This is a genomic window from Kitasatospora sp. NBC_01560 (genome assembly GCF_045208415.1).
Taxonomy (GTDB): domain Bacteria; phylum Actinomycetota; class Actinomycetes; order Streptomycetales; family Streptomycetaceae; genus Kitasatospora.
Map to the genome: position 1 here is coordinate 5,064,829 of NZ_CP109364.1, position 22,131 is coordinate 5,086,959.

General features: G+C 74.3%; 17 protein-coding genes, 1 tRNA gene and 1 riboswitch. Of the genes, 11 read left to right on the top strand and 7 right to left on the bottom strand.

Annotated features, from left to right (window positions below):
• Positions 1 to 92: 92 nt before the first annotated feature.
• Positions 93 to 1,622, bottom strand: a complete 1,530-nt coding sequence (locus tag OH807_RS22140) for a PP2C family protein-serine/threonine phosphatase (protein ID WP_406201592.1) — start codon at positions 1,620 to 1,622, stop codon at positions 93 to 95.
• 590 nt (positions 1,623 to 2,212) lie between these two features.
• Between OH807_RS22140 and OH807_RS22145 the strand changes: the two genes are divergently transcribed.
• Positions 2,213 to 2,854: a bifunctional DNA primase/polymerase gene (locus OH807_RS22145; protein ID WP_406201595.1), complete on the top strand. Its 642-nt coding sequence runs from the start codon at positions 2,213 to 2,215 to the stop codon at positions 2,852 to 2,854.
• Between the two features lie 320 nt (positions 2,855 to 3,174).
• On the opposite strand, the gene OH807_RS22150 is transcribed toward OH807_RS22145, so the two are convergent.
• The 4 genes from OH807_RS22150 to OH807_RS22165 all read right to left on the bottom strand — a co-directional run bounded on the left by OH807_RS22150 (position 3,175) and on the right by OH807_RS22165 (position 7,843).
• Positions 3,175 to 4,161, bottom strand: coding sequence for a DUF5926 family protein (locus OH807_RS22150; protein ID WP_406201598.1), 987 nt, complete (start codon positions 4,159 to 4,161; stop codon positions 3,175 to 3,177).
• Between the two features lie 199 nt (positions 4,162 to 4,360).
• Entirely contained in the window at positions 4,361 to 5,023 is a 663-nt protein-coding gene (locus OH807_RS22155) for an ATP-binding protein (RefSeq protein ID WP_406211116.1), read from the bottom strand.
• Between the two features lie 377 nt (positions 5,024 to 5,400).
• The gene (locus OH807_RS22160) at positions 5,401 to 6,243 is read right to left on the bottom strand and encodes a glycerophosphodiester phosphodiesterase family protein (RefSeq protein ID WP_406201600.1); all 843 of its coding nucleotides are present in this window, start codon (positions 6,241 to 6,243) and stop codon (positions 5,401 to 5,403) included.
• A gap of 100 nt (positions 6,244 to 6,343) precedes the next feature.
• Positions 6,344 to 7,843: a purine-cytosine permease family protein gene (locus OH807_RS22165; RefSeq protein WP_406201602.1), complete on the bottom strand. Its 1,500-nt coding sequence runs from the start codon at positions 7,841 to 7,843 to the stop codon at positions 6,344 to 6,346.
• A riboswitch (TPP riboswitch) is annotated at positions 7,836 to 7,984 on the bottom strand. It overlaps the preceding gene by 8 nt.
• Positions 7,985 to 8,364: 380 nt before the next feature.
• Here OH807_RS22165 and OH807_RS22170 point away from each other — a divergent pair.
• The 7 genes from OH807_RS22170 to OH807_RS22200 all read left to right on the top strand — a co-directional run bounded on the left by OH807_RS22170 (position 8,365) and on the right by OH807_RS22200 (position 16,229).
• A complete protein-coding gene (locus OH807_RS22170; RefSeq protein WP_406201605.1) occupies positions 8,365 to 10,134 on the top strand; it encodes a S1C family serine protease in 1,770 nt (589 codons plus the stop codon).
• A gap of 62 nt (positions 10,135 to 10,196) precedes the next feature.
• Positions 10,197 to 10,284, top strand: a tRNA-Ser gene (locus tag OH807_RS22175).
• Between the two features lie 221 nt (positions 10,285 to 10,505).
• Complete coding sequence (locus OH807_RS22180; protein ID WP_406201607.1) at positions 10,506 to 11,627, top strand: peptidoglycan-binding protein; 1,122 nt, start codon at positions 10,506 to 10,508, stop codon at positions 11,625 to 11,627.
• Between the two features lie 85 nt (positions 11,628 to 11,712).
• Positions 11,713 to 12,549: a MerR family transcriptional regulator gene (locus tag OH807_RS22185; protein WP_406201609.1), complete on the top strand. Its 837-nt coding sequence runs from the start codon at positions 11,713 to 11,715 to the stop codon at positions 12,547 to 12,549.
• A gap of 250 nt (positions 12,550 to 12,799) precedes the next feature.
• A complete protein-coding gene (locus tag OH807_RS22190) occupies positions 12,800 to 14,164 on the top strand; it encodes an FAD-binding oxidoreductase (RefSeq protein ID WP_406201611.1) in 1,365 nt (454 codons plus the stop codon).
• Between the two features lie 519 nt (positions 14,165 to 14,683).
• Positions 14,684 to 15,013: a hypothetical protein gene (locus OH807_RS22195; RefSeq protein ID WP_406201614.1), complete on the top strand. Its 330-nt coding sequence runs from the start codon at positions 14,684 to 14,686 to the stop codon at positions 15,011 to 15,013.
• A 553-nt stretch (positions 15,014 to 15,566) separates the two neighbouring features.
• A complete protein-coding gene (locus OH807_RS22200; protein ID WP_406201616.1) occupies positions 15,567 to 16,229 on the top strand; it encodes a pyridoxal 5'-phosphate synthase in 663 nt (220 codons plus the stop codon).
• 130 nt (positions 16,230 to 16,359) lie between these two features.
• Here OH807_RS22200 and OH807_RS22205 read toward each other — a convergent pair whose 3' ends face one another.
• Positions 16,360 to 17,436 (bottom strand): EamA family transporter, encoded by a 1,077-nt coding sequence (locus OH807_RS22205; RefSeq protein WP_406201619.1) that lies wholly within the window; start codon positions 17,434 to 17,436, stop codon positions 16,360 to 16,362.
• Positions 17,437 to 17,588: 152 nt separating this feature from the next.
• Here OH807_RS22205 and OH807_RS22210 point away from each other — a divergent pair, with 152 nt between their 5' ends.
• Together OH807_RS22210 and OH807_RS22215 are read left to right on the top strand one after the other, a co-directional pair.
• Complete coding sequence (locus tag OH807_RS22210; RefSeq protein ID WP_406201621.1) at positions 17,589 to 18,467, top strand: DUF1906 domain-containing protein; 879 nt, start codon at positions 17,589 to 17,591, stop codon at positions 18,465 to 18,467.
• A gap of 76 nt (positions 18,468 to 18,543) precedes the next feature.
• Complete coding sequence (locus OH807_RS22215) at positions 18,544 to 19,881, top strand: hypothetical protein (RefSeq protein ID WP_406201623.1); 1,338 nt, start codon at positions 18,544 to 18,546, stop codon at positions 19,879 to 19,881.
• 117 nt (positions 19,882 to 19,998) lie between these two features.
• Here OH807_RS22215 and OH807_RS22220 read toward each other — a convergent pair whose 3' ends face one another.
• The gene (locus tag OH807_RS22220) at positions 19,999 to 20,196 is read right to left on the bottom strand and encodes a hypothetical protein (protein WP_406201625.1); all 198 of its coding nucleotides are present in this window, start codon (positions 20,194 to 20,196) and stop codon (positions 19,999 to 20,001) included.
• 231 nt (positions 20,197 to 20,427) lie between these two features.
• Here OH807_RS22220 and OH807_RS22225 point away from each other — a divergent pair, with 231 nt between their 5' ends.
• Positions 20,428 to 22,089: a long-chain fatty acid--CoA ligase gene (locus tag OH807_RS22225; RefSeq protein WP_406201627.1), complete on the top strand. Its 1,662-nt coding sequence runs from the start codon at positions 20,428 to 20,430 to the stop codon at positions 22,087 to 22,089.
• Positions 22,090 to 22,131 lie beyond the last annotated feature (42 nt).

Sequence of the window (22,131 nt, forward strand, 5' to 3'; positions counted from 1 at the left end):
GATCGCGACACGCGCGGGCGGCCGTGCGTCCATGGTACGGACGCCCGGCCGCTCGCCTGTTCGGGGCCGCCGGCCGCGGGGGCCGTGGCGCCCTAACCGAACCGGGCCGCCAGCAGCATCAGGTCGTCGGTGGCGGGCCCGGCGCCCCGGTCCGGGCAGACGGCGAGCAGGTGGGCGCAGAGCCGGTCCGGATCGATCCGGACGTCGCGCGGGGCGTCGGCGGCGGCCCGGCGCAGGTTGGCCTGCCCGGCGTGCAGGGTGGGGCCGCAGCGGCGGGCCAGGCCCTCGGTGTAGAGCAACAGGGTGTCGCCGCGCCCGGCGGTCAGCTCGACGCCCGGCGCCTCCCAGCAGGAGAGCATGCCGAGCGGGGCGGAGAGCGAGGTCTCCACGAACTCGGCGCCGTACCGGGTGACCAGCACCGGCGGGCAGTGCCCGGCGCCGGCCAGGGTGATCCGGCGGTCCTCCGGCTCCACCCAGGCGTAGACGGCGGTGGCGCTGCGGGTCGGCTCGGTGGTCTTGAGCAGCAGCTCCAGGTCCCCGAGGACGGAGACCGGGTCCTCGCCCTCCAGCACCGCGTACGCCCGCAGGGCCGCCCGGACCCGGCCCATCGCGGCGGCCGCGCCGGGCGCCGAGCCCGGTCCGGCCCCGGGGCCGTCGCCGGAGACGCTGCCGACGGTCAGGCCGACGGTGCCGTCGGGCAGCGGGATGGCGTCGTACCAGTCGCTGCCGGCGGAGTGGTCCAGGCCGGCCGGGACGAGCCGGGCGGCGAGCCGGAGCCCGGCCGGCTGCGGGAGGCGGTCGGGCAGCAGACCGCGGCGCAGCGCCTCGGTGGTGCGCCGGACCCGCTCCGCCTCCAGCTGCTTGGCCAGCAGCGGCGCGGCCACCTCGCCGTACCGGTCGGCCAGCTCGCGCTGGCGCTCGGTGGGCTCGCCGGGCCCGTCGTAGAACCAGAGGGCGGCGGCCAGCGGGCCGTCCTCCTCGGTGGCGAGCGGCAGGCCGTAGCAGCCGCCGAGGCCGAGGTGGGTGGCGAGCTCGCGCAGCCGGGCGCCGATCGCCGGGTCCCCGGCGAGGTCGCGGGAGTGCACGTGGTCGGGCCGGTCGTGTTCGCGCAGCAGCCGGGCCACGAGGCTCTGCTCCGCCGGGACGGTCTCCAGGGCGCCGAGGCTGGCGCGGTCCAGGCCGTGGCCGATCGGCTGGCTGGGGCCGCCGCCGGGCAGCGCGGTGACCAGCAGGGCGCGGTGGGCGCCCAGCAGCGCGGTGCCGGACGCCAGGACGGTGTCCAGGGTGGCCGCCAGGCCGCGGGCCCGGACGAGCAGCTCGGTGTGCTCGTGCAGGCTGGTGAAATCGGACAGCCGTCCGGCCAAACGGTCCTGCACCCCGGCCGCCGGCGCGCTGCGGTCGTCGGCGCTTCCGTCGACGCTGCCGTCGGCGGGCCCGCCGCCCGGGCCGTCGGCGGGTCCGGACGGCTCGCCGGGGGCGCCGGCCTGCTCCTCGCCGTCCCGCTCCTCGGCCGGTCCGGCGGTGGGGCCGGGGAACCCCGGGAGGTCGAGTACCGACAGCCCGCGGGTGCCGCAGGGCTCGCCCGGTTCGGGGGACGTCGACGACGGGTGGGACTCGGTCATGCCGCCACTCCTGACGCGGTGGTACGGGTCATGCGGAACCCCCAGGTACGGCCGATGGGAGCGAGGACGGCCAAAGGGCGCGTTTCGCCTCGATTCATTACTTCTCGTCATTGATCGACAGCAATGGCACCACTTCTACACAGGCCATTCGGGGCATGTCCAGATCCTCGTCGGCGCCGGTGGCCGGTTCCGCCGCCCCCGGGCAGCCCCGGGGGCGCGTTCCGTCCGTGCGCGCGCCGGGCAGGTCGGAGGGCTTGAGCGGCCGGAGAACGGGCAGAACCGTGAGGACGGCTCCGGTCGCCGTCCGGATCGTATGCTTTCGCCGCCCGTCGGCCGGGTCGGCCGGAAGTCACTCACTCGTACGGTGGAACCAACCGCGCCCGGGCAGCGTCCATCCGGTCGCATGCGGGATTCTCGTTCCAAGGGCTGTTCTCCTTCGCGGCCCTTTTCAGGTCGTGCTCCACACCGTGCTCCAGCCCCGCCACGTCGTGCGACGTGCCCTCCGTCCCGCTCCGGGCCGGTGCGGCGTACCCCGACGCGGGCCGGCGGGACCGGAGCGAACCGAGCGGTCACGGAAAGGAACGAGCGCCATGCGTGAGAACCCGAGGAGCCGCCGTTCGGCGGCCCGTTCCGCCCGGCTGGCAGCGGCCCTGGCAGCCGCAGTCGACCACCGCTGGCCCGTTGTCCCCGGCACCCTTCTGCTCCCCGACGGCTGCTCCTGCGGAGACCAGGACTGCCCCGTCCCCGGCGCCCACCCGCACGACCCACCACTGCTCGCGGCCACCACGGACGCCCGGATGGTGCAGTGGTGGTGGGAGCGGCAGAGCCCGGACGCGCCGGTACTGACCGCGACCGGCGGGACCGTCTCCGCGGTCAGCCTGCCCGCGGCGGCCGGCGCCCGCGCCCTCGCCTACCTCGGCGCGCTGCGGCTGCCGCTCGGCCCGGTGCTCGCCCTGCCCGGCCGGTACGCGATCCTGGTCGCCCCGTACTCGCTGGACGCACTCGGCGAGATGCTCGCCCAACTCCCCTGGGTGCCCGGGTCGTTGCGCTATCACGGGGCCGGCGGCTTCCTGCCGCTGCCGCCCGGCGGCGGGACGGGCGGCCGGGTGCGCTGGGTGCTGGCGCCCCGTCCGGCGGCCGGTGGCGGGGTGTGGCTGCCCCAGGTCGGTCCGCTGCTGGGCGAGTTGGTGGAGGCGACGGTCCGGCTGGACAGCGGGCACTCGGCGTACTGACCGGCCCCGGTCGGCCGGGTGGTCCTGGCGGTGCCGGGTGGTCCGGGGAGCGCTCCGGCAGTGCGGTCCGGGGCGCGAACCGGAGCCCGATCGCCGGCCTGGCCCGGGGCTTGATCGCGGGCCCGATCGCGGGCCCGATCCGGGGTCCGGTCCGGAAAACAAAAAGATCCGGCCGCTGGCGACGGGGGATGCACCAGCGACCGGACTCTTTAGACAGTAACAAGGATCGGCGGCCACGCCAATTTCCAAGACGCCTTCACGGCCCGGAAATTGCGGTCCGGACGGGCAATGTGACGCGTATCACCCGGAACCGGTCCCCTTTAGTTCAAGGTGACCTGACGGTTCACCAGGTTCGCCCGGGCGCGGCGCTCCTCGGCGGTCAGCGGCGAGGGGTCGGCCAGCGTCTCGGCGAGCAGCCCGGCGAACTCGGCGGCCGGCTTCTCGCAGTCGGCCGCCGTCATCGCGAGCGGGAGGTCCCAGACCGGAACGGTCAGGCCGTGCGCGCGGAACGAGCCGACCAGGCGGGTGTCCGGGCCGAGCGAGGACTTGTCGGCGGCGGTCAGCCGGGCCAGCGCGTCGAGCAGCTGCTCCTCCGGGACGGTCATCACCCAGCGCAGGTGGTTCTTGTCCGGGGTACCGCACCAGTACGCCGAGTCGACACCGGTCAGCTTCTCGGTCGGGATCGCCGACGCGTTGGCGCGCTCCAGCGAGGCGGCCACCTCACCGGTGGCGGTCTCGGCGTCCTCCAGCCAGAACTCGAAGCCGGTGTGCACGGCGGGCACGAACCCGGCGGCCGGGTCCAGCAGGTCCTGCAGGCGGCGGCCGCCCGGCACGGTCCGGCGGGCCGGGACGGGGGTGCCCGGCTCGGTGGCGAGCGCCAGCTCCAGGGCGTCCGCCAGGTCGCGGCTCAGGTCGCCCGAGGAGGACTGGGTCTGCAGGCCGAGCAGGATCGACCCGTCCTGGCGGCGCAGCGCCGGCCAGGCCAGCGGCAGCACGGTGGCCAGCGTCACCGACGGCACGTCACCGTTGGCGCCCTCGACGACCCCGGCGGCCAGCGTCAGCGTCGCGGTCGCGGCCGGCACCAGCTCGCGCAGCGCCACCCAGTCGGCCTCACCCGCCAGACCCTCGAACGGCCGGTGCACCAGCTCCTGCACGGCGTGCGAGGCCTCCCGTCCGTGGCACGCCTTGTACCGGCGGCCCGAACCGCACGGGCAGTTCTCGCGGGCCCCGACCACGGGGATCTCACCCGTGACGGCGGTGGTGGACTGGCTGCTCTGCGGCGCCTTCTTGGCGGCCTTCTTGCCCATGGTGCGGCTCTCCCGGGGACGACTGTCTAGTGCTCCGGGCAGCCTACTGACGTTCCCCCGGCGTGTGGCACACGCCGGGGCGGGCGTGGTGGCCGGTGCGGCGCCGGCCCGGGCGCCGGATCGGCGGGGCCGGTGGGCCGGGCGGCGGGGCCGGGCGGGGTCCGCACGGGGGCAGGGGTCGGGCGCAGGGGAGGGCGGGTCAGGCGCTGCGGGCATCACCGCCGGTGCGCCGGGCGTGCCGGGCCCGGGCGGGCAGCGCCGCCCACACCGTCACCTCGCCGGGCGCGTCGCGCACGCCCCAGTCGCTCGCCAGCTGGCCGACAATGCTCAGCCCGCGGCCGCCGCGCGAGGTCAGCGACGGGCCGGCCGGGGCCGGCCGGGTCTGCGCCCCGCCGTCGGTCACCTCCAGGGTGAGGACCCCGTCCGCGTGCATCTGCCAGCGCACCAGGACGCCGCCGTCTCCCTCGCCGCCGCCCGGGCCGTCGGCCGGCCGGTCGGGGGCGTCGGCCCGGGACGGGGCCTGGGACGGTGCCGGGGACCGGTGCTGCGCGGTCTCCCGGTTCGTCGTCCGGGTGTGACCGCCCGGTGCGGCGGCCGTCCCGGAGGGGACGCCGACCAGCACCTGGTCGACCACCTCGACGTGGGCACTGCGACCGAGCACAGGCAGCGGGCCGAGCGGCCGGGCGTAACGACAAGCATTGCTCAGTAGTTCGGAAAGGATCAGAACAGCATCATCAATGACCGGTTCCGGTATCTCCCGGTCACCGAGATCTCGACGCAGTCGGCGCCGTGCGACCCCGACACTCGCTGGGCCGTGCGGCACTGCCATGGTCGATGAAGTCGGCACTTCACGCGCCACCATCAACGCCACCCCCGGACCTCCTTCAGCGTATGCCGAGGGATGGATGCCCCTTGGTAATGGGTCGGAAACGACTGCGCGACGATCCTGCGCGGACATTTCAAACCGTGCGACCCACTGTGCCCGGCTGGTGATTCGGTGCTCACCCTCCGTTGTGAAAGCGGATAATCTCCGGCAAAAAACGACGGCGGAAGGTTTGAGTCCCTACCAGGACGATCGGCCGGCGGGCTCGCCCGGGTGATCGGCGCGGGCGTGTGACCGATGTGGTCAACCGTGGGCGAACGGTTCCTCCGGCCCGACCGGAATGGCGTGGAGGCGCCGGTCCGGAGGCGGTGGTCCGGAGGCGGTGGAAACCGGTCCCGGCCGGGTGGCGGGCCGGGTCAGCGGCCGAGCTGCGCCAGCACCTCCGCCGGGCGGTTGGTGATGATCGCCGACACCCCCAGCTCCAGGCAGAGCTCGACATCGGCCGGCTCGTCCACGGTCCAGACGTGCACCTGGTGGCCCAGCTCGCGCAGCCGCGTCACCAGGCGGGGCCGGGCCCGCACCAGGTCGATGCCCGGACCGGCGATCCGGGCCCCGCCCGGCAGCGTCGCGCCCGGCCGCAGCCGGCCCTGGAGCGGCAGCATCCGCTCGAACAGGAAGACCCGCGGGTACTCCGGTGCCGAGGCGGCCACCCGGGTCAGGGCCAGCGCCGAGAAGCTCATGATCCGGGCCTTCGGGCGGTCGTCCCCGCGCGGCTCCCCGGCCGGCTGCGCGCCGCGGATGCCGAAGCGGTCGAGCATCTGCAGCAGCTCGGCCTCGACCCGCCCCCGGAAGCGGACCGGGTGCTTGGTCTCGATCGCCAGGTCCACCGGCCGTCCGCAGTCCGCGACCAGCTCCAGCAGGCTCTCCAGCCGCAGGACGCCGCGCAGCTCCGGGTCGGCGCTCGGCACGCCGGTCTTCCAGGCGCCGAAGTCGTGTGCCTCCAGCTCCGCGAGGGTCATCGCCGAGACGGTGCCGCGGCCGTCCGAGACCCGGCCGATCCGGCGGTCGTGCACGCAGACCAGCTGCCCGTCGGCGGTCACCCGGACGTCGCATTCGAGCGCGTCGGCGCCCTCGTCGAGCGCACGGCGGTAGGCCGCGAGCGTGTGCTCGGGCAGCGCGTGCGAGGAACCGCGGTGGGCGATCACCTGGACGGACGGCGCGGTGCGCGCCGCCGTCGGGGAGAGGTCAGGGCTGGTCACACCGTCCACGATAGGCGGCGGATGTGACGCGAAGGCGAAGACGGCCCCAACCTGCGGGGCCGTCTTCGTTGCGTCGTCCCGGTCCGCCCGGCCCGGGGCGTCAGGCCGCGGTCGTCCGGCGGGTCAGCGGGGTGAGCGCCCAGGTGGCCAGGGCCGGCACCAGGAAGCCGAACAGCGAGGCCGAGGTCCACTCCTGCGGGGTGAAGTGCAGCGCCTCCTGGGCGGAGGTCCAGAAGTCCGTCCACCAGCCGGCGATCGCGGTCGGCGCGATCAGCTGGTAGACCGCGAAGCCGAGCGCCCACGGCAGCAGCATCAGCCAGCGGGACGGCGCGTCGTCGGCGAGGTTCCACCCGCGCCGGCCGGCGCCGAGGAAGTAGTCCACCGCCAGCACCGCGAACATCGGCACGAACACCGAGCCGATCAGCCCCAGGAAGGCGTAGTAGGAGTCGGTGAACTCGGTGATCTGCAGGGCGAGCACGGTGATCAGCAGGCCCGTCCCGCCGGTCAGCACCCGGCGGTCCACCTTCGGCAGCAGGTTGTGCACCGACATCGCGGTCGAGTACACGTTGGCGAAGGACTGGTCGGTCTCGCGCAGCACCAGGACGAGCAGGAACAGCCAGCCGGCCCAGACGCCCAGGAACGAGTCGAAGATCTTCGTCGCGTCGCCGCCGGACTGCAGCAGCGCGAACAGCCCGAGCACGTAGCACCAGACCTGGGCGAGGGTGTAGCCGGAGAAGCTGCCCCAGAACGCGGCGCGCGGGGTGCGCGAGTGCCGGGTGTAGTCGGCGGCCAGCGGGACGAAGGAGATCGAGACGGCGATCATCGCGTCGGTGGCCTTCAGGAAGCCGTGCCAGTTGCCGGCGCCCGGGTCCGGCACGCCGTTGCGGCCCAGCTGGACGGTGAAGTAGACCATCGCGACCGCCACCGCCGCGGCGACGAAGCGGCGCAGGACCGCGATCGCGCCGAGCGGCCAGATGGTCAGCGCGGTGGTCACCGCGCCCGCCAGCACGACGAACACCCAGCGGTAGCCCTCGGTGTGCACGACGGTCTGCGCGCCCATCGCGATGACCAGCAGCTCGTACACGCCCCAGCCGATGCACTGGACGATGTTCAGCACGGTCGGGACGTACGACAGCCGGGTGCCGAACAGGCCGCGCAGGTTCGCCATCGCCGGCGCACCGGTGCGCGCGCCGATCAGCGCGGCCACACCCAGCATCGCGGTGCCGACCACGGTGCCGGCCACGATCGCGGTGATCGCGGCGGCCAGTGACAGCTCGCTGCCCGGTGCGCCCAGCACGGTGGCGGCGGTGGTGAAGCCGATCAGGCTGACGCCGAGGTTCATCCAGAGCGCGAAGTGGTCGCGGAAGCGCAGCGTGCGCGGCGGTGCGGTGTCCAGCACCAGCGGCGCCTCGACCCGCTCGGCCCGCTCCGGCCGGTCCAGCACGGTGGTCGCGGCCGGCGCGCCGGAGACGGTGGTGGCGGTGCCGGCGGGGGAACCGGAGACGGTGGCCGCCGCGTCGGAGTGAACGGTCGTGGACGACTCGGAGAAATCCTTGGACGACGGCGCGCCCGAAGAAGAGGATGGCGAAGCAGGCGGCATGGCCGATACTCCCTACGCCGGCATTACCCGGACAGGTTCCGGCGGTCTGCGCCCCCTCGACGGTCCGTCCACGGATGCCGTGGCGTACGGTCGACCGGCGCACTCTCAGCCTGGTGGGTCCAAGCTCCCGCGTGTCAGTTTGGAGCGACAGGCTAACCGGCGCCGGGATGAACGCCAAGGCCGGACGCCCGGCGGTCCGCATCGCGGGACGTCGTGCGCGACGTCGTGCGGGACGGGGTCGGGAGGGGCCGGGAGTCGTCCGCGGCGCCGCCGGCGCACCCGGTGCAGGCTGTGCCGGTCGCTGCCGGGACACTCGGGCAGCCGCTTCGGCAGGTGCTCCGGCGGTCACGTCGGCGGCCGTTCCGGGGGCTGTTCCGGTGGCCGTTCCGGGGGGCGCCCGGGCGGGTGCTGTCGGACCGGGCTAAGGATTCTTATGAGTTCTTCAGAAGGCTCCTTACGGCAATCGAATCGAGTGTGCGAAAAACTATGGTTGTTGGTCCTGTCAGCTATGGAGGTCGTCCGTGAGCACCGAGCGCGAGGTTGGGTCCACCGGGCCGCAGGGGGAGCAGCCCTCCGACGGCCCGGGGGTGGTGGGTCCCGCTCCTGACGGCCCGGCGCAGTCCGCGCCCGCACGTCCCACCCCCGCAGAGGTGACCGAGGCCGACTACCCGCTGACCGACGCCGGGGGGCCCGCCCCGGCCGCGGGCGGGTCCAACCCGACCCTGGCGTTCAGCAAGGTGCCCGCGCCCGAGCCGGCCGCCGCCCCGGCGCCCGCGGCCCCCGCCGCAGCGCCCGTCGCGGCCGACAGCGGGTACATCGACGCCCCGCCGCCGGTCCTGCCGCCCGCCCCGCCGGCGCAGGCCGCCCACGGGGCGCCCGCCGCCCCGGCCGGCAACCCCTACGCCACCCCGGCCGCCCCCGGCGCCCCGGTGGCCCCGCCCGCACCTGCCGCCCCGGTGGCCGCGGCCGCTCCGGCCCACGACCCGTACGGTGCTCCGGCGGCGCCCGGCCAGCACCACCCGTTCGGCGCCGGCCAGCCGCTCGGCGGCTGGGCGATGCACGACACCACCTCCGGCGGCGCCGGCACCCCCGGCGGCCCGGGCTACCCGGGCGGCCCGCTCGGCTACCCGGCCGACTACCCCGGTGCCCCCGGGCCCGGCGGCCCGCGCAAGAAGCGCGGCGGCCTGATCGCCCTGGTCGCGGCCGTCGCCCTGGTGGCCGGTGTGGCCGGCGGCGCGCTCGGCGTCACCATCGCCGACCGCAACGACAGCAGCATCTCCGCCGCGGACGACCACAAGAGCACCACCGTGCAGGCCAACAGCCCGCAGAAGAACGAGCCCGCCCCCGGCTCCGTCGCCGGCATCGCGCAGAAGGCGCTGCCCAGCGTCGTCACCATCAAGGCGCAGGGCAACGGCGAGTCCGGCACCGGCACCGGCTTCGTCTTCGACACCGAGGGCCACATCCTCACCAACAACCACGTCGTCGCGCCCGCCTCCAACGGCGGCAAGCTGACCGTCAAGTTCGCCGACGGCACCTCCTACGGCGCCTCCGTGCTCGGTCGCGCCGAGGGCTACGACGTCGCCGTCGTCAAGCTCGACACCCCGCCGAAGGGCAAGCTGACGCCCCTTCCGCTGGCCGACTCCGACAAGGTCAACGTCGGGGACTCCACCATCGCCATCGGTGCCCCGTACGGCCTGGAGTCCACCGTCACCACCGGCATCATCAGCGCCAAGGACCGCCCGGTCGCGTCCGGCGACGAGACCGGCGCGCAGTCCTCGTACATGAACGCCCTGCAGACCGACGCCTCCATCAACCCCGGCAACTCCGGCGGCCCGCTGCTGGACGCCGGCGGCGCGGTGATGGGCATCAACTCGGCGATCCAGTCCAACACCTCCAGCACCGGCCGGGCCGGCAGCATCGGCCTCGGCTTCGCCATCCCGATCAACCAGGCGAAGTGGGTCGCAGAGACCCTCATCAAGAGCGGCAAGCCGGTCTACGCCAAGCTCGACGTGCTGCGCAACGACGACTACAAGGGCGACGGCGCCCAGATCCAGACCCGCGACATCCAGGGCACCCCCGCCGTCACCCCCGGCGGCGCCGCCGACAAGGCCGGCCTCAAGCCCGGCGACGTCATCACCAAGCTCGGCGGCAGCCCGATCGAGAACGGTCCCGCCCTGGTCAGCAAGATCTGGACGCACAAGCCCGGCGAGACGGTCGACGTGGAGTACACCCGCAACGGCCAGACCCTCACCACCAAGGTCACCCTCACCGAGCGCGTCGGCGACAGCTGACCCCCACCCCCCGAAATCCTGTGCACCGAACCCCGCCGGACCCGTTAGGCTGACCTCCGCCTGGAGAGCTGCCCGAGCGGCCTAAGGGAACAGTCTTGAAAACTGTCGTGAGGTGACCCCTCACCGTGGGTTCGAATCCCACGCTCTCCGCCGGTGGTGAATGCCACGAAAAGGGCGGGTATCGGCATCATGCCGATACCCGCCCTTTTCGATGGTCGCATTCGGGGCGGGGGTGTCGGCGGGGCAGGGCGGGGCCTGTCCGGATTCACCTGAATGGGGGGTTTGGGGTAGAGGTGTCCTCGTGTGGGAGTGGGGGTCTCGTTTGCCGGGAGTAAGGGGCGGACCGCCCTGGGCCCGGCGAGGAGAGACGGATGGCCTGGTACCCCGGCGCTGAGAAGATGGAGCTCCAGCCCGAGTCGGACGAGCAGCCGGCGATCGTGCCGACGCAGGTGATCTTCCACAGCATCGCGGCGCCGTGGACGCCGCGGCGCATCTACGAGTACTGGCGGGACTCGACCAACCTGGAGTCGCACTTCGGGGTCGGGTACGACGGGAGCGTGGGCCAGTTCGTGGGCACGCAGACCCGTGCCGACGCCAACATGGCGGCCAACCGGCGGCCCGACGGCACGGGCGCGGTGAGTGTCGAGTCGGCCAGCAACGACCAGCACACCGACCCCTGGACGGACGCGCAGGTGGTCGCGATGGTCGCGCTCGGCGTCTGGCTGAACCGGCAGCACGGGATCCCGGTGCGGGTCTGCCGCAGCGCGGACGACCCGGGCTTCGGGTACCACCGGCTGTTCCCGGACTGGTCGGACGGCGGCACCGCGTGCCCGGGGGACGCGCGGGTGCGGCAGTTCCACGAGATGGTGCTGCCCGGCATCGCCGCCGGGGCGGGCGGGGCGAGCACGCCGACGCCGCTGCCACCCCCGCGGTCGGACACCGGCCCGGCCCGGTACCGGGTGACCATCAACGGTCTGGAGTACGGCTACGGCGCGCACGGTCCGCAGGTCCGCGAGGTGGGCGAGGCGCTGGTGGCGTCCGGGCACGGGTCGTACTACACGGCCGGTCCCGACGAGGACTGGCGCGACGCCGACACCATCAACTACCAGGAGTACCAGCGCAGTCTGGGCTACTCGGGGGCGGACGCCGACGGGGTGCCGGGCGAGGGGTCGCTGCGCCGGCTGCTCGGCCGGCTGCCCTCGCCGCGGCGGGTCTCGCTGGCCCACGTCGTCGCGGCGGCCCGGACCGACCCCGGCGCCGAGCAGGGGCACCAGACCTACGGCGGTGAGGTCCGGATCGTCGAACAGGCCCTGGCCGACGAGGGGTTCCTGGAGCAGCGCTGGGTGGACGGTTCGCTCGGCACCAGGACGGTGCAGGCGTACGCGGCGTACCAGCGAAGCCTCGGCTACGCCGGCACCGACGCGAACGGCATCCCGGGGCAGCGCAGCCTTCAGGAGCTGGGGCAGCGGCGGGGGTTCGACGTGACCGACTGACGGGCCGGTGCATTCGGCCGGCACCCGGCGGACCGAGGCCGGTGCTTGACCATGACACGGTGTGAGGGACTGCACTGGAGGCATCATGTTCAACATCGGAGACTTCGCCAAACACGGCCGGGTATCGGTCCGGATGCTGCGTCACTACGACGCGATCGGGCTGCTGCGCCCGGCCCGCGTCGATCCGGCCAGCGGCTACCGCAGCTACGAGGCGGCCCAGCTCGCCCGGCTCAACCGCGTCATCGCCCTCAAGGAGCTCGGCTTCACGCTGCAACAGGTGCTGGCCGTGCTGGAGGAGCGGGTGGACGCGGCCGAGCTGCGCGGGATGCTGCGGCTGCGGCGGGCCGAGCTCGCCGCCGCGATGGCGGCGGACGCCCAGCGGCTGGCCCGGGTCGAGGCGAGGCTCCGGACGATCGAGAGCGAGGGACACATGTCTGCGCAGGATGTCGTGCTGAAGCGGGTGCCGCCGGTCCGGGTGGCGGAGCTGACGGCCGTTGCGGCGAGTTACCAGCCGGAGGACATCGGGCCGGTGATCGGCCCGCTGTTCGCACAGCTCTGCGGCCGGCTGGCGGAGGCGGGCGTTGCGCACGCAGGTCCGTCGGTCGCCCGGTACGAGGACGTTCCGGACGGGGACGGTGCGGTGCTGATCCGGGTCGCCGTCCCGGTCGGGGCGTCGACGCCGGCGGCGGTGGCGGGGGAGTACGGCTTCGAGCTGGTCGACCTGCCCGCGATCCCGGAGGCGGCGACCATCGTGCACCGCGGGTCGATGGACGATGCGGTGGGTGCCTTCCAGACGCTGGCCCGCTTCATCGCCGAGAACGGTTACCGGTCGACGGGGTACGCCCGGGAGCTGTACCTGGAGTGCCCGGAGACTCCGGCGGACTGGGTGACGGAGTTCCAGGAGCCGGTCGTCCGCGGTTAGCCACCGGCCACCGGCCACCGGCCACCACCCCCGCGCACGCCCGCGCCCGTCCGTGACCTGCGGACGGGCGCGCCCGCGGCGGTGACGGCCCCCGCCCGCCGCGGAGCGGCGTACTTGCCCGTCGTCCGGCCGCGGGGCAGAGTGCGGACAGGAGCAGCGGGCGCAGGTCGGCAGGCCTCGCTCCCGGGCGGCATGCGACGGAGCGGCGTACCGCCGAGCGGCGGGCGCCGGGTGGCGATCGGAGATGGCGATGAGCGATCTGACGGACCGGCTGGCCCAGGGGCTCCCGCCCGGGGCGCTGGCGGTGGACCCGGATGTCATGGCCGCCTACAGCCATGACATGGCGGGCTTCTGCGCGGCCGGCACCCCGGCGGTGGTGGTCTTCCCGGAGACGGTCGAGCAGGTGCAGCACGTCATGCGGACCGCCACCGAGCTGCGCGTGCCGGTGGTGCCGCAGGGCGCCCGGACGGGGCTTTCCGGTGCGGCCAATGCCGTCGACGGCTGCATCGTGCTGTCGATGGTGAAGATGAACCGGATCCTGGAGGTGGATCCGGTCAACCGGATCGCGGTGGTGGAACCGGGCGTGGTGAATGCGGAACTGTCGCGTGCTGCTGGCAAGTTGGGACTCGTCTATCCACCGGACCCGTCGAGCTGGGAGTCCTGCACGATCGGCGGCAACATCGGCACCGGCGCGGGCGGCCTCTGCTGCGTCAAGTACGGCGTCACCAGCGAGTACGTGCTCGGGCTGGACGTGGTGCTGTCCGACGGGCGGTTGCTGACCACCGGCCGGCGGACGGCCAAGGGCGTCGCCGGTTACGACCTGACCCGGCTGCTGGTCGGTTCGGAGGGGACGCTGGGCGTGGTGGTCCGGGCGGTGGTGGCCCTGCGGCCCGCACCGGCACCGCAGTTGGCGCTGGCGGCGGAGTTCCCGAGCGCGGACGCGGCGGGTGCCGCGGTCTGCGAGGTGATGGCCCGCGGCCTCACGCCCTCGCTGATGGAGCTGATGGACGCGGTGAGCGTGCGGGCGGTCAACGAGCTGGGGCAGATGGGGCTGCCGGAGTCGACCCAGGCGCTGCTGCTGGTGGCGTTCGACGGTTCGGATCCGACGGTCGGGCTGGCCGCGGTCGCGGAGATCTGCCGGGCGGCGGGGGCGACCGAGGTGGTGCCGGCCGACGACCAGGCGGAGTCCGAACTACTCCTGGAGGCGCGGCGGCTGGCGCTCCCGGCGCTGGACCGGCTGGGCACCACGATGATCGACGACGTGGCGGTGCCGCGGTCGAGGCTGGCGGAGATGCTGAACGGCGTCGCCGGGATCGCGGAGCGGCACGGGCTGACCATCGGGGTGGTGAGCCATGCCGGGGACGGCAACACGCACCCGATCGTCATCTTCGACGCGGACGACGCCGAGGAGTCGGCCCGGGCGCAGCGGTCCTTCGACGAGATCATGGCGCTGGGGCTGGAGTTGGGCGGCACGATCACCGGGGAGCACGGGGTCGGTCTGCTGAAGCGTGAGTGGCTCGCGCGGGAGCTGGGGCCGGTGGGTCTGGAGCTGCAGCGTCAGCTCAAGGCGGTCTTCGATCCGCTGGGCATCCTCAATCCCGGAAAAGCAGTCTGATCGTCGGCTGGTCCTGACGTCGCTTGGTCCTGATGTCGGTCTGTCCTCAGGTCGGTTGGTCCTCATGTCGGCCGGTCCGATCGTCGGGCTTTTCGGGGCCATCGACCCTTTTTCAAGTAGGATTGTTTGAATAGTCGCAGGATGGCTTGATTTATCGACATGGTGCGGTGGTGCCACTGCATGGGGGCGTGTTGGCCGGGGTTGCGCGCCAGGGTTGTGCGCCGGTTCCTTTGTGTACCGCTCGGGCGCTGCCCGCAAAAGCCTCGACGGCTGCCACCGTTCGGGCGAAATGGCAGGTCGGGAGCGGTGTGTTGGCGCGCTTTCCACTGAGGGTGCCGTTATTCCCTGCCGCACTGGATATCACGCTAACGGGCGAAGTTGCCTGGGCGAGGTGGTGCTTTGTCGATTTGTTGCGGAAGTCTGTCTCTCGGCGTCGCAGCCCGCAGGTGTTCGTCTGGCCGGCGAACTCCCGCACAGATTGCATGAATGCACGACTAACAGCTTTCCTGGAGGCAACTCATGGCTCGCATCCGCTCCCGCCGGCTGGCCGGTCTTCTGGTCGCCGCCCCGCTCGCGGCCGGTCTGCTGCTCGCGGGCGCCGGCTCCGCCGCCGCCGACAACGGCGCGGGCGCCAACGACGGCTCCAACAGCGGCGTGGTGTCGAACGTCGGGACGGGCAACGTCTTCGGCTCGGTCGACGGCAACTACGTCTCCACCCAGCAGACGGCCACCGGCGTCGGCGCCTCGAACCAGGCCAACACCCTCGCGGTGAAGGACAACACGGGCGTCATCCTGGCCGGCCAGTCCAACAAGAACGTCAACATCGTCTTCGCCCCGGTCTTCCACTGACCGGATCGGGTACCACCGACGGCGGGGGCGCCGGAGGTGGGTGACCGCGGGTGAGCTGAGCATCCGCGGCGGGGCTCGAAGCGAACGACTCGATGCAGTGAACGACCGGGGCAGCGGAAAGGGTCACCGCGAACCGGCCTCGTGGGCGGCGCCGATCGACGGCGCCGCCCACGAGTGCGTCCGGGGCGGCTCCACCCACGGCGCCCACCCGGCCTGCCCGGCCCGACCGCCACCGATGCCCGCCCGCCACCGATGCCCGGCGCGACCCGCCCGCCCCGGCGACACCCGGTCCGCCCGCCCCGACGACACCCGGCCCCGTCCGGCCAGGGTGCGCGCGGAGCCGTCACACCTCGGCGGTACGGTTGCGCTCCGACAGCGCACCCCCGCGCCCGGGCCCCGGAGGCCCGGCCGGCGAGGGGCTGCGGCCGCGGCAACCGGAAGGAAGGGTGCGATGGCAGCGGAGGAGGAGGGCCTGACCGGTCCGGGCGAGGCCAGGCCGGCGCCGGCACCGGATTCGGAGTCGAGGCCGGAGCCACGCTCCGAAGCCAGGTCCGTGCCCGAGTTGCTGCTCGGCCGCCCGCCGATGGCCCGCCCACTGCCGTCCTTCGACGCCGAGGACGCCCCGGCCGAGCCCGGCCCGCTCTTCGTGGACTGGCTCACCACCGCCCTCGCGGCCGGCGTGCTGGACCCGCAGGTGGTCACCCTCTCCACGGTCGACGCCGACGGGATGCCGGACGCCCGGGTGCTGGTGCTGCGCGACGTGCACGCGGCCGGCACCGGCTGGGTCTTCTCCGCCGCCGCCGACAGCCCGAAGGGCCGTCAGCTCGCCGACCATCCGGCGGCCGCGCTCACGCTCTACTGGCCGCAGCTGGGCCGCCAGGTGAGGGTCCGGGGCACCGTCGAACGGGCCGCCGACCAGGTCGCCGGGGCCGAGTTCGCGACCCGCTCCCCGGCCGCCCGGATCGGCGCACTGGTGGGCCGGCAGAGCGAGCCGCTCGCCTCGCCGGCCGAGTACGACGAGGCGGTGGCGGTCGCCCGCCGCCGACTGGAGGCCACCCCGGACGCCGTCGCGGCCGGCCACGCCGTCTACACGCTCTGGGCGCACGAGGTGGAGTTCTGGCAGGGCGACGCCGAGCGCCGCCACGTCCGGCTGCGCTACACCCGGACCGGCCCGGTCCGCACCCCGGAGTGGTCGCGGACGCTGCTCTGGCCGTAGCGCCTCGCGCCGACGACGGCGGACCGGACCGGCCCGCCGTCGAAGGACCGGGCCGATCCCCTCGAAGGCCCGGCCGTCGAGAAGCCGGGCCCGTCGAGGAGCCGGGCCCGTCGAGGGGCCGGGACTCGCCTCAGCGCCGCCCGGTCAGGGTGGCCCCGACACTGGCGGCCACCACGCATCCGATCCCCGCGAGCTGCGCCGCACCCAGCAGCTGGCCCAGCACCACCAGCCCGACCAGCGCACTGACCGCCGGTTCCAGGCTCACCAGCACGCTGAACACCCGCTGTGGCATCCGTCGCAGCGCCGTCATCTCCAGCGTGTACGGGATGACCGGCAGCAGCAGCGACACCCCGGCCACGGCGAGCAGCAGCAGGAGCGGGGAGGCGCCCGGGGCGGTCAGCCCGTCCCAGGCCTGGCCGAGCCCGAAGGGCGCCACGGTGAGCGCACCCACCGTCATCGAGACGGCGAGCCCCTGGAAGCCCTGGAACGCGGCGCCCACCTTGTCGGTGAAGAGGATGTACGCGGCGTAGCAGGCGGCCGCGCCGAAGGCGTACATCAGGCCGACCGGGTCGAGCGCGCCCCCGCCGTCGCCGTGGCCGAGCAGGGTCAGCAGCGCGACCCCGCCGGCCGCCAGCAGTGCCCAGACCAGGTGACTGGCCCGGCGGGCGAAGACCAGCGCGACCGCGAGCGGGCCGAGGAACTCGATGGTGGCGGCCGTCCCCATCGGCAGCCGGTCGATCGCCCCGGCGAACAGCAGCGTCATCCCGGCGGAGGCCATGCCGAGCAGGACGGCGGCGGCGAGGTCGCGCCGGCTGCGCCCGCGCAGCCGGGGCCGGGTCACCGCCAGCAGGATCACGGCCGCGAAGCCCAGGCGGAGGAAGGTCGTGCCGCTGACCCCGAGCGGGTCGAAGAGCGGCTTGGAGAGCGCGATGCCGAGCTGGACCAGGAACATCGCGGCCAGGCACAGCAGCGGCGCCGGGATTTTCCCCCGGCCTTCCGGGCGCCGCAGGGCCTTCAGGATCCGTCGGCCGGTGGGCCGGGCGGGGTGCGTACCCGGTGCTGCCTCGGGGCCGTCGGCCCCGCCTCGTCGCCACCCGCCGCGCTCGCCGGCGGGCTCGCCCTTGGGGGCGGGCGGCATGGCAAGGGCCTCGGCGACGGCGGCGGCCGGCGTCGGGGCGGCGGTCGGGCTGGGGTTGGGCGTGGGCATGGTGGCGAGTTTGCCGTAAGGAGCGACCTGGCAGCAAGCTCGTTACAAATATCGGGACGGATGCGGACGGGTACGGCTGAAAGGGTGGGCCTCCCGGGCGGCTGCGGCGTGGTTGCCGCATTCGTCCGATGGTCCGTCAGTATCAATGCGGGGTGCGCTATCTCCGCCCGACGGCCCTGGCCGCCGCCTCCCTCGTCCTCCTGCTGGCCGTCGACGGGCCGGACGTGAGCGCCGAGGCGACCGCCCCCGTGGCCGCTGCCGTGCCCCGCATCCGGGCCACCGTCCTGCCCGACCGGGCCGGCCCGCCCGCCCTCCGGACCCGTGACCTGTACAGCGGCGCCGCCTTCGACGCCTGCACCGCGCCCCCGCTCGACACCCTCCGGGCCTGGCGAGACGCGTCCCCGTACGGCGCGCTCGGCGTCTACACCAGCGGCTCCCAGCGCGGCTGCGCCCAGCCGAGGCTCACCGCCGACTGGGTCCGCCAGGCCCGCGCGATGGGCTGGCAGTTCCTCCCCGTGCACGTCGGGCTCCAGGCCCCGTGCAGCGAGCTCAAGGGCAAGCCCGCGCGGATCGACCCGGCCCGGGCCGCTCAGCAGGGCCGGGACGAGGCGGCCGAGGCGGTCCGCGGGCTCATGGCCGTCGGCTTCGGCAAGGGCAGCCCGGTCTTCCTGGACATCGAGTCGTACCCGCTGCACGATCCGGGCTGCGGCCAGGCCGTGGTCGAGTTCACCCTCGGCTGGACCCAGGCCCTGCACGCCGCCGGCTTCCGGTCGGGCTTCTACTCCAGCCTCGACTCCGGCGTCGCCGACCTCGCCGCGGCCGCGCTGGCCGGCAGCTCCCCGATGCCCGACACCCTCTGGTACGCCCGCTGGGACGACCACGCCGACACCACCGGCGGGGGTGCGCTCACCCCCGAGCTCTGGACCGACCACCAGCGCGTCCACCAGTACCGCGGCAATGTCGTGGAGACGTACGGCGGCGCCACCCTCACCGTCGACCGCAACGAGGTGGACGCCCCGCTGGCGAGCTGAGGGCCGCCCGGCGCGGCGGATAGGGTGTCACGTCGGTTCGACCGGGCGGATTCCCGGGCCGGCGGAGGGGGACAGTGTGACGGAGAACCAGGGGTACGACGGCAGACCGGGCGGCCCGGGCGGCGCCCCGCAGCACCCGTACGGCCGGCCGAACCCGTACGCGCAGCCGAACCCGTACGCCCAGGACGCCCCGCAGGCCCCGGGCACGCCGAACCCTTACGCCCAGCCCGACCCGTACGGCCGGCAGCCGTCGAACCCGTACGCGCAGCAGCCGCAGCCGCAGCCGCAGCCGCAGCAGCAACAGCCGCACCCGTACGCGCACCCGTACGCGCAACAGCAGCGACAGCCGCACCCCTACGCCCACCAGGTCCCGGCCCAGCAGGCCCAGCCCCCGGCGTACCCCGCCCCCGCCCCCGCAGCCCCCGCCCCCGCAGCCCCCGCCGCGCCGGTGCCGGACGGCCTGCCGGGCCCGGCGCCGCGCCGCAGCAGGATCGCCGTGCTGCTCCAGTTCACCTTCCAGTGGGTCTACGCGCCGCTCTGGATCGCCGCCCTGGCGGCGCTGTTCGCGATCCTGCTCTGGTCGGGCGGTGGCGGCCCGTCCGGACCGGACTCGGACGCCTGGCTGAAGGTCAACCGCACCTTCGTCCCGCCGCGCCGCCTCAAGGCCGAGCTCACCGGCCGCCCGGAGGTCTGGGAGCGGTACCTCACCCCGATCCTCGAAGGGCGGATCCGCACGGCCGAGGCGCGGTACGCCGCCGGGGACGGCGAGGTCCGCGACGATCTCGCGCGCGTGATGCTGGTGAAGTTCCCGGTCCGCCTCTACCGCGGTCTCGGCGCGGCCGGTGTGGTGCGGCTCGCCGCGCGGTACGGCTGGGAGAGCGGCTCCCCGGAGCGCGATCCGGACCGGGTCTGGATCCGCCGGGTCTTCCCCGCGCCCGCCCCGGTGTTCGCACCCGGCCCGCAGGACCCGCCGGCCGCTCCCGGCACGCCGTGGGGGCCGCGCCCGTCCCGGCCCGCGCTCCTGCTGCCGTTCATGTTCGTGCTGCAGTTCGCCTACGTCCCCGTCTGGGGTCTGCTCAGCCTGCTGGCGTTCTGGGTGAAGCACCCCGAGCCCGACCACTGGGACCGCTGGGGCGCCCGTTGGACGGTCGGGCCGTGCGCATTCCGGGCCGAACTCTTCGGCAGCGCCGCCGCCTGGGACCGCCACATCCGCCGCATCCTGGCCCGTGGGACCCGCACCCGGCCCAACGCCCCGACGCCTCCCCGCCGGCTCCGGATCAACCTCGCCACCTATCGTGGCGCCGGCGCCCAGCAGGTGCTGCGCATCGCCGCGGAGCAGGGCTACGTCCTCGACCCGGCGTACGTCCCGGAGCCCGGGGTCTGCGTCCGCCTCCACCACCCGGCGCGCGGCTGACCGCAGCCGCAGCCGCAGCCGCAGCCGCAGCCGCAGCCGTTCCGCAAGCCCGCCGGGGCCGGCCACCGGCGGGCCCGGGCCGCCCTCGCCGCGGCCGGGCCCGTCCCCGCTCCCGGCCTACTCCTTCAGCTCGAACGCCAGCCAGCCGAGCCCGCCGCACTCCCGGCAGGTCTCGGTGATGTGGCCCGTCCCGGACCGGTCCGCCCGCACCCCCAGCCGCGCCTGCGTCCGCACCCCGTCCGAACAGCAGGGACACGGCACCCGGAACCCGCCCGGCGCCCGGTCCCCCCGGCGGCCGTCATGACTGTTGCTCATGCCCCTCAGTATCGCCCCGCCCTCCGGAGCGGCCTGCGGGAGGCGGGTGTCCGCGGGCCGTCCGCCGTGCCGGACGGGCGGCGGGACCGCCGCGAATCCGTGATCCGTGCAACGGGGCCGGGATGCTGACATCGGGAAGGGGGAGAGGCACAATCGGGCTCACTGCCCGCGTTACCGCCCAGTAGTCAGTGGCGCGGTCGCAGCCGCAGAGCCCCCGGTCAAGGAGGACCCGTGTTCAGCACCATGCAGGACGTACCGCTCACCGTCGCCCGGATCCTGAACCACGGAGCCACCATCCACGGGCGCTCGACGGTCACCACCTGGGACGGCGCCGGACCGGTCGTCCGGACGTTCGCGGAGGTCGGGGCGCGGGCCGCGCAGCTGGCGTGGGCGCTGCGGGACGAGCTCGGCGTGACCGCGGACGACCGGGTCGCCACGCTGATGTGGAACAACGCCGAGCACCTGGAGGCGTACCTCGCGGTGCCCTCGATGGGGGCCGTGCTGCACACCCTCAACCTGCGGCTCCCCGCGGCCCAGCTGTCCTTCATCGTCAACCACGCCGCCGACCGCGTCATCATCGTCAACGGCACCGTGCTCCCGCTGCTGGCCGCCGTCCTCCCGGAGCTCGCCCCGACGCTCAAGCACATCGTGGTGAGCGGCCCGGGCGACCGCTCGGTGCTGGCCGGCTTCGCGGGCGGCGTGCACGACTACGAGGAGCTGATCGCCGGCCGGCCGGCCGAGTACCCGTGGCAGACCGACATCGACGAGCGCCAGGCCGCGGTGCTCTGTTACACCTCCGGCACCACGGGCGACCCGAAGGGCGTGCTCTACAGCCACCGCTCGGTCTACCTGCACTGCCTCCAGGTCAACACCGGCGACAACTTCGCCTTCACCACCCGCGACATCGCCCTCCCGGTGGTGCCGATGTTCCACGTGAACGCCTGGGGCATCCCGCACGCCGCCTTCATGTCCGGTGCGAGCCTGCTGATGCCGGACCGCTTCCTCCAGCCGAAGCCGATGGCCGAGATGATCGCCCGGGTGCGGCCCACCGTCAGCGCCGCCGTGCCGACCATCTGGAGCGGCCTGCTGGACGAGCTGGACGCGGGCGACTACGACACCTCCACCCTGCGCATGGTGGTCATCGGCGGTTCGGCCTGCCCGCCGTCGCTGATGAAGGGCTTCGAGGAGCGGCACGGCATCCGCGTCGTGCACGCCTGGGGAATGACCGAGACCTCGCCGCTCGGCTCCTTCGCCGAGCCGCCGGGCGGTCTCACCCCGGAGGAGGAGTGGCCGTACCGGGTCTCCCAGGGCATCTTCCCGGCCTCCGTCGAGGCGCGGCTGATCGGCCCGGGCGGCGAGCGGATGGCGCACGACGGTGTCGCCGCGGGCGAGCTTGAGGTGCGCGGGCCGTGGATCGCCGGGGCCTACTACGGTGGCGCCGGCCAGGACCCGCAGCGCCCGGAGGACAAGTTCTCCGAGGACGGCTGGCTGCGCACCGGGGACGTCGGCACCATCACCGCCGACGGCTACCTGACCCTCACCGACCGGGCCAAGGACGTGATCAAGTCCGGCGGCGAGTGGATCTCCTCGGTGGACCTGGAGAACCAGCTGATGGCCCACCCGGAGGTCGCCGAGGCAGCCGTGGTCGCGGTGCCGGACGAGAAGTGGGGCGAGCGCCCGCTGGCCACCGTCGTGCTCCGGCCGGGAGCCGTGGTCGGGCTGGCCGAGCTGCGGGCCTTCCTCGCCGGGCGGGTCGCCTCCTGGCAGCTGCCGGAGCGCTGGGCGATCGTCGAGTCGGTGCCGAAGACCTCGGTCGGCAAGTTCGACAAGAAGGTGATCCGCGCCACCTACGCGGCGGACGGGCTGGACGTCACCGTGCTCGGCAAGGAGTAGGGACCCGGAACGGCCGAGGGCCGGCCACCCCGCGGGGTGGCC

Bases quoted from the DNA above. Each gene is read 5' to 3' on its own strand.
- OH807_RS22165 (WP_406201602.1), bottom strand. From the start codon at position 7,843: ATGCCGCCTGCTTCGCCATCCTCTTCTTCGGGCGCGCCGTCGTCCAAG.
- OH807_RS22180 (WP_406201607.1), top strand. From the start codon at position 10,506: ATGGCCTGGTACCCCGGCGCTGAGAAGATGGAGCTCCAGCCCGAGTCG.
- OH807_RS22220 (WP_406201625.1), bottom strand. From the start codon at position 20,196: ATGAGCAACAGTCATGACGGCCGCCGGGGGGACCGGGCGCCGGGCGGG.
- OH807_RS22190 (WP_406201611.1), top strand. From the start codon at position 12,800: ATGAGCGATCTGACGGACCGGCTGGCCCAGGGGCTCCCGCCCGGGGCG.
- OH807_RS22140 (WP_406201592.1), bottom strand. From the start codon at position 1,622: ATGACCGAGTCCCACCCGTCGTCGACGTCCCCCGAACCGGGCGAGCCC.
- OH807_RS22185 (WP_406201609.1), top strand. From the start codon at position 11,713: ATGTTCAACATCGGAGACTTCGCCAAACACGGCCGGGTATCGGTCCGG.
- OH807_RS22205 (WP_406201619.1), bottom strand. From the start codon at position 17,436: ATGCCCACGCCCAACCCCAGCCCGACCGCCGCCCCGACGCCGGCCGCC.
- OH807_RS22150 (WP_406201598.1), bottom strand. From the start codon at position 4,161: ATGGGCAAGAAGGCCGCCAAGAAGGCGCCGCAGAGCAGCCAGTCCACC.
- OH807_RS22195 (WP_406201614.1), top strand. From the start codon at position 14,684: ATGGCTCGCATCCGCTCCCGCCGGCTGGCCGGTCTTCTGGTCGCCGCC.
- OH807_RS22145 (WP_406201595.1), top strand. From the start codon at position 2,213: ATGCGTGAGAACCCGAGGAGCCGCCGTTCGGCGGCCCGTTCCGCCCGG.
- OH807_RS22155 (WP_406211116.1), bottom strand. From the start codon at position 5,023: ATGGTGGCGCGTGAAGTGCCGACTTCATCGACCATGGCAGTGCCGCAC.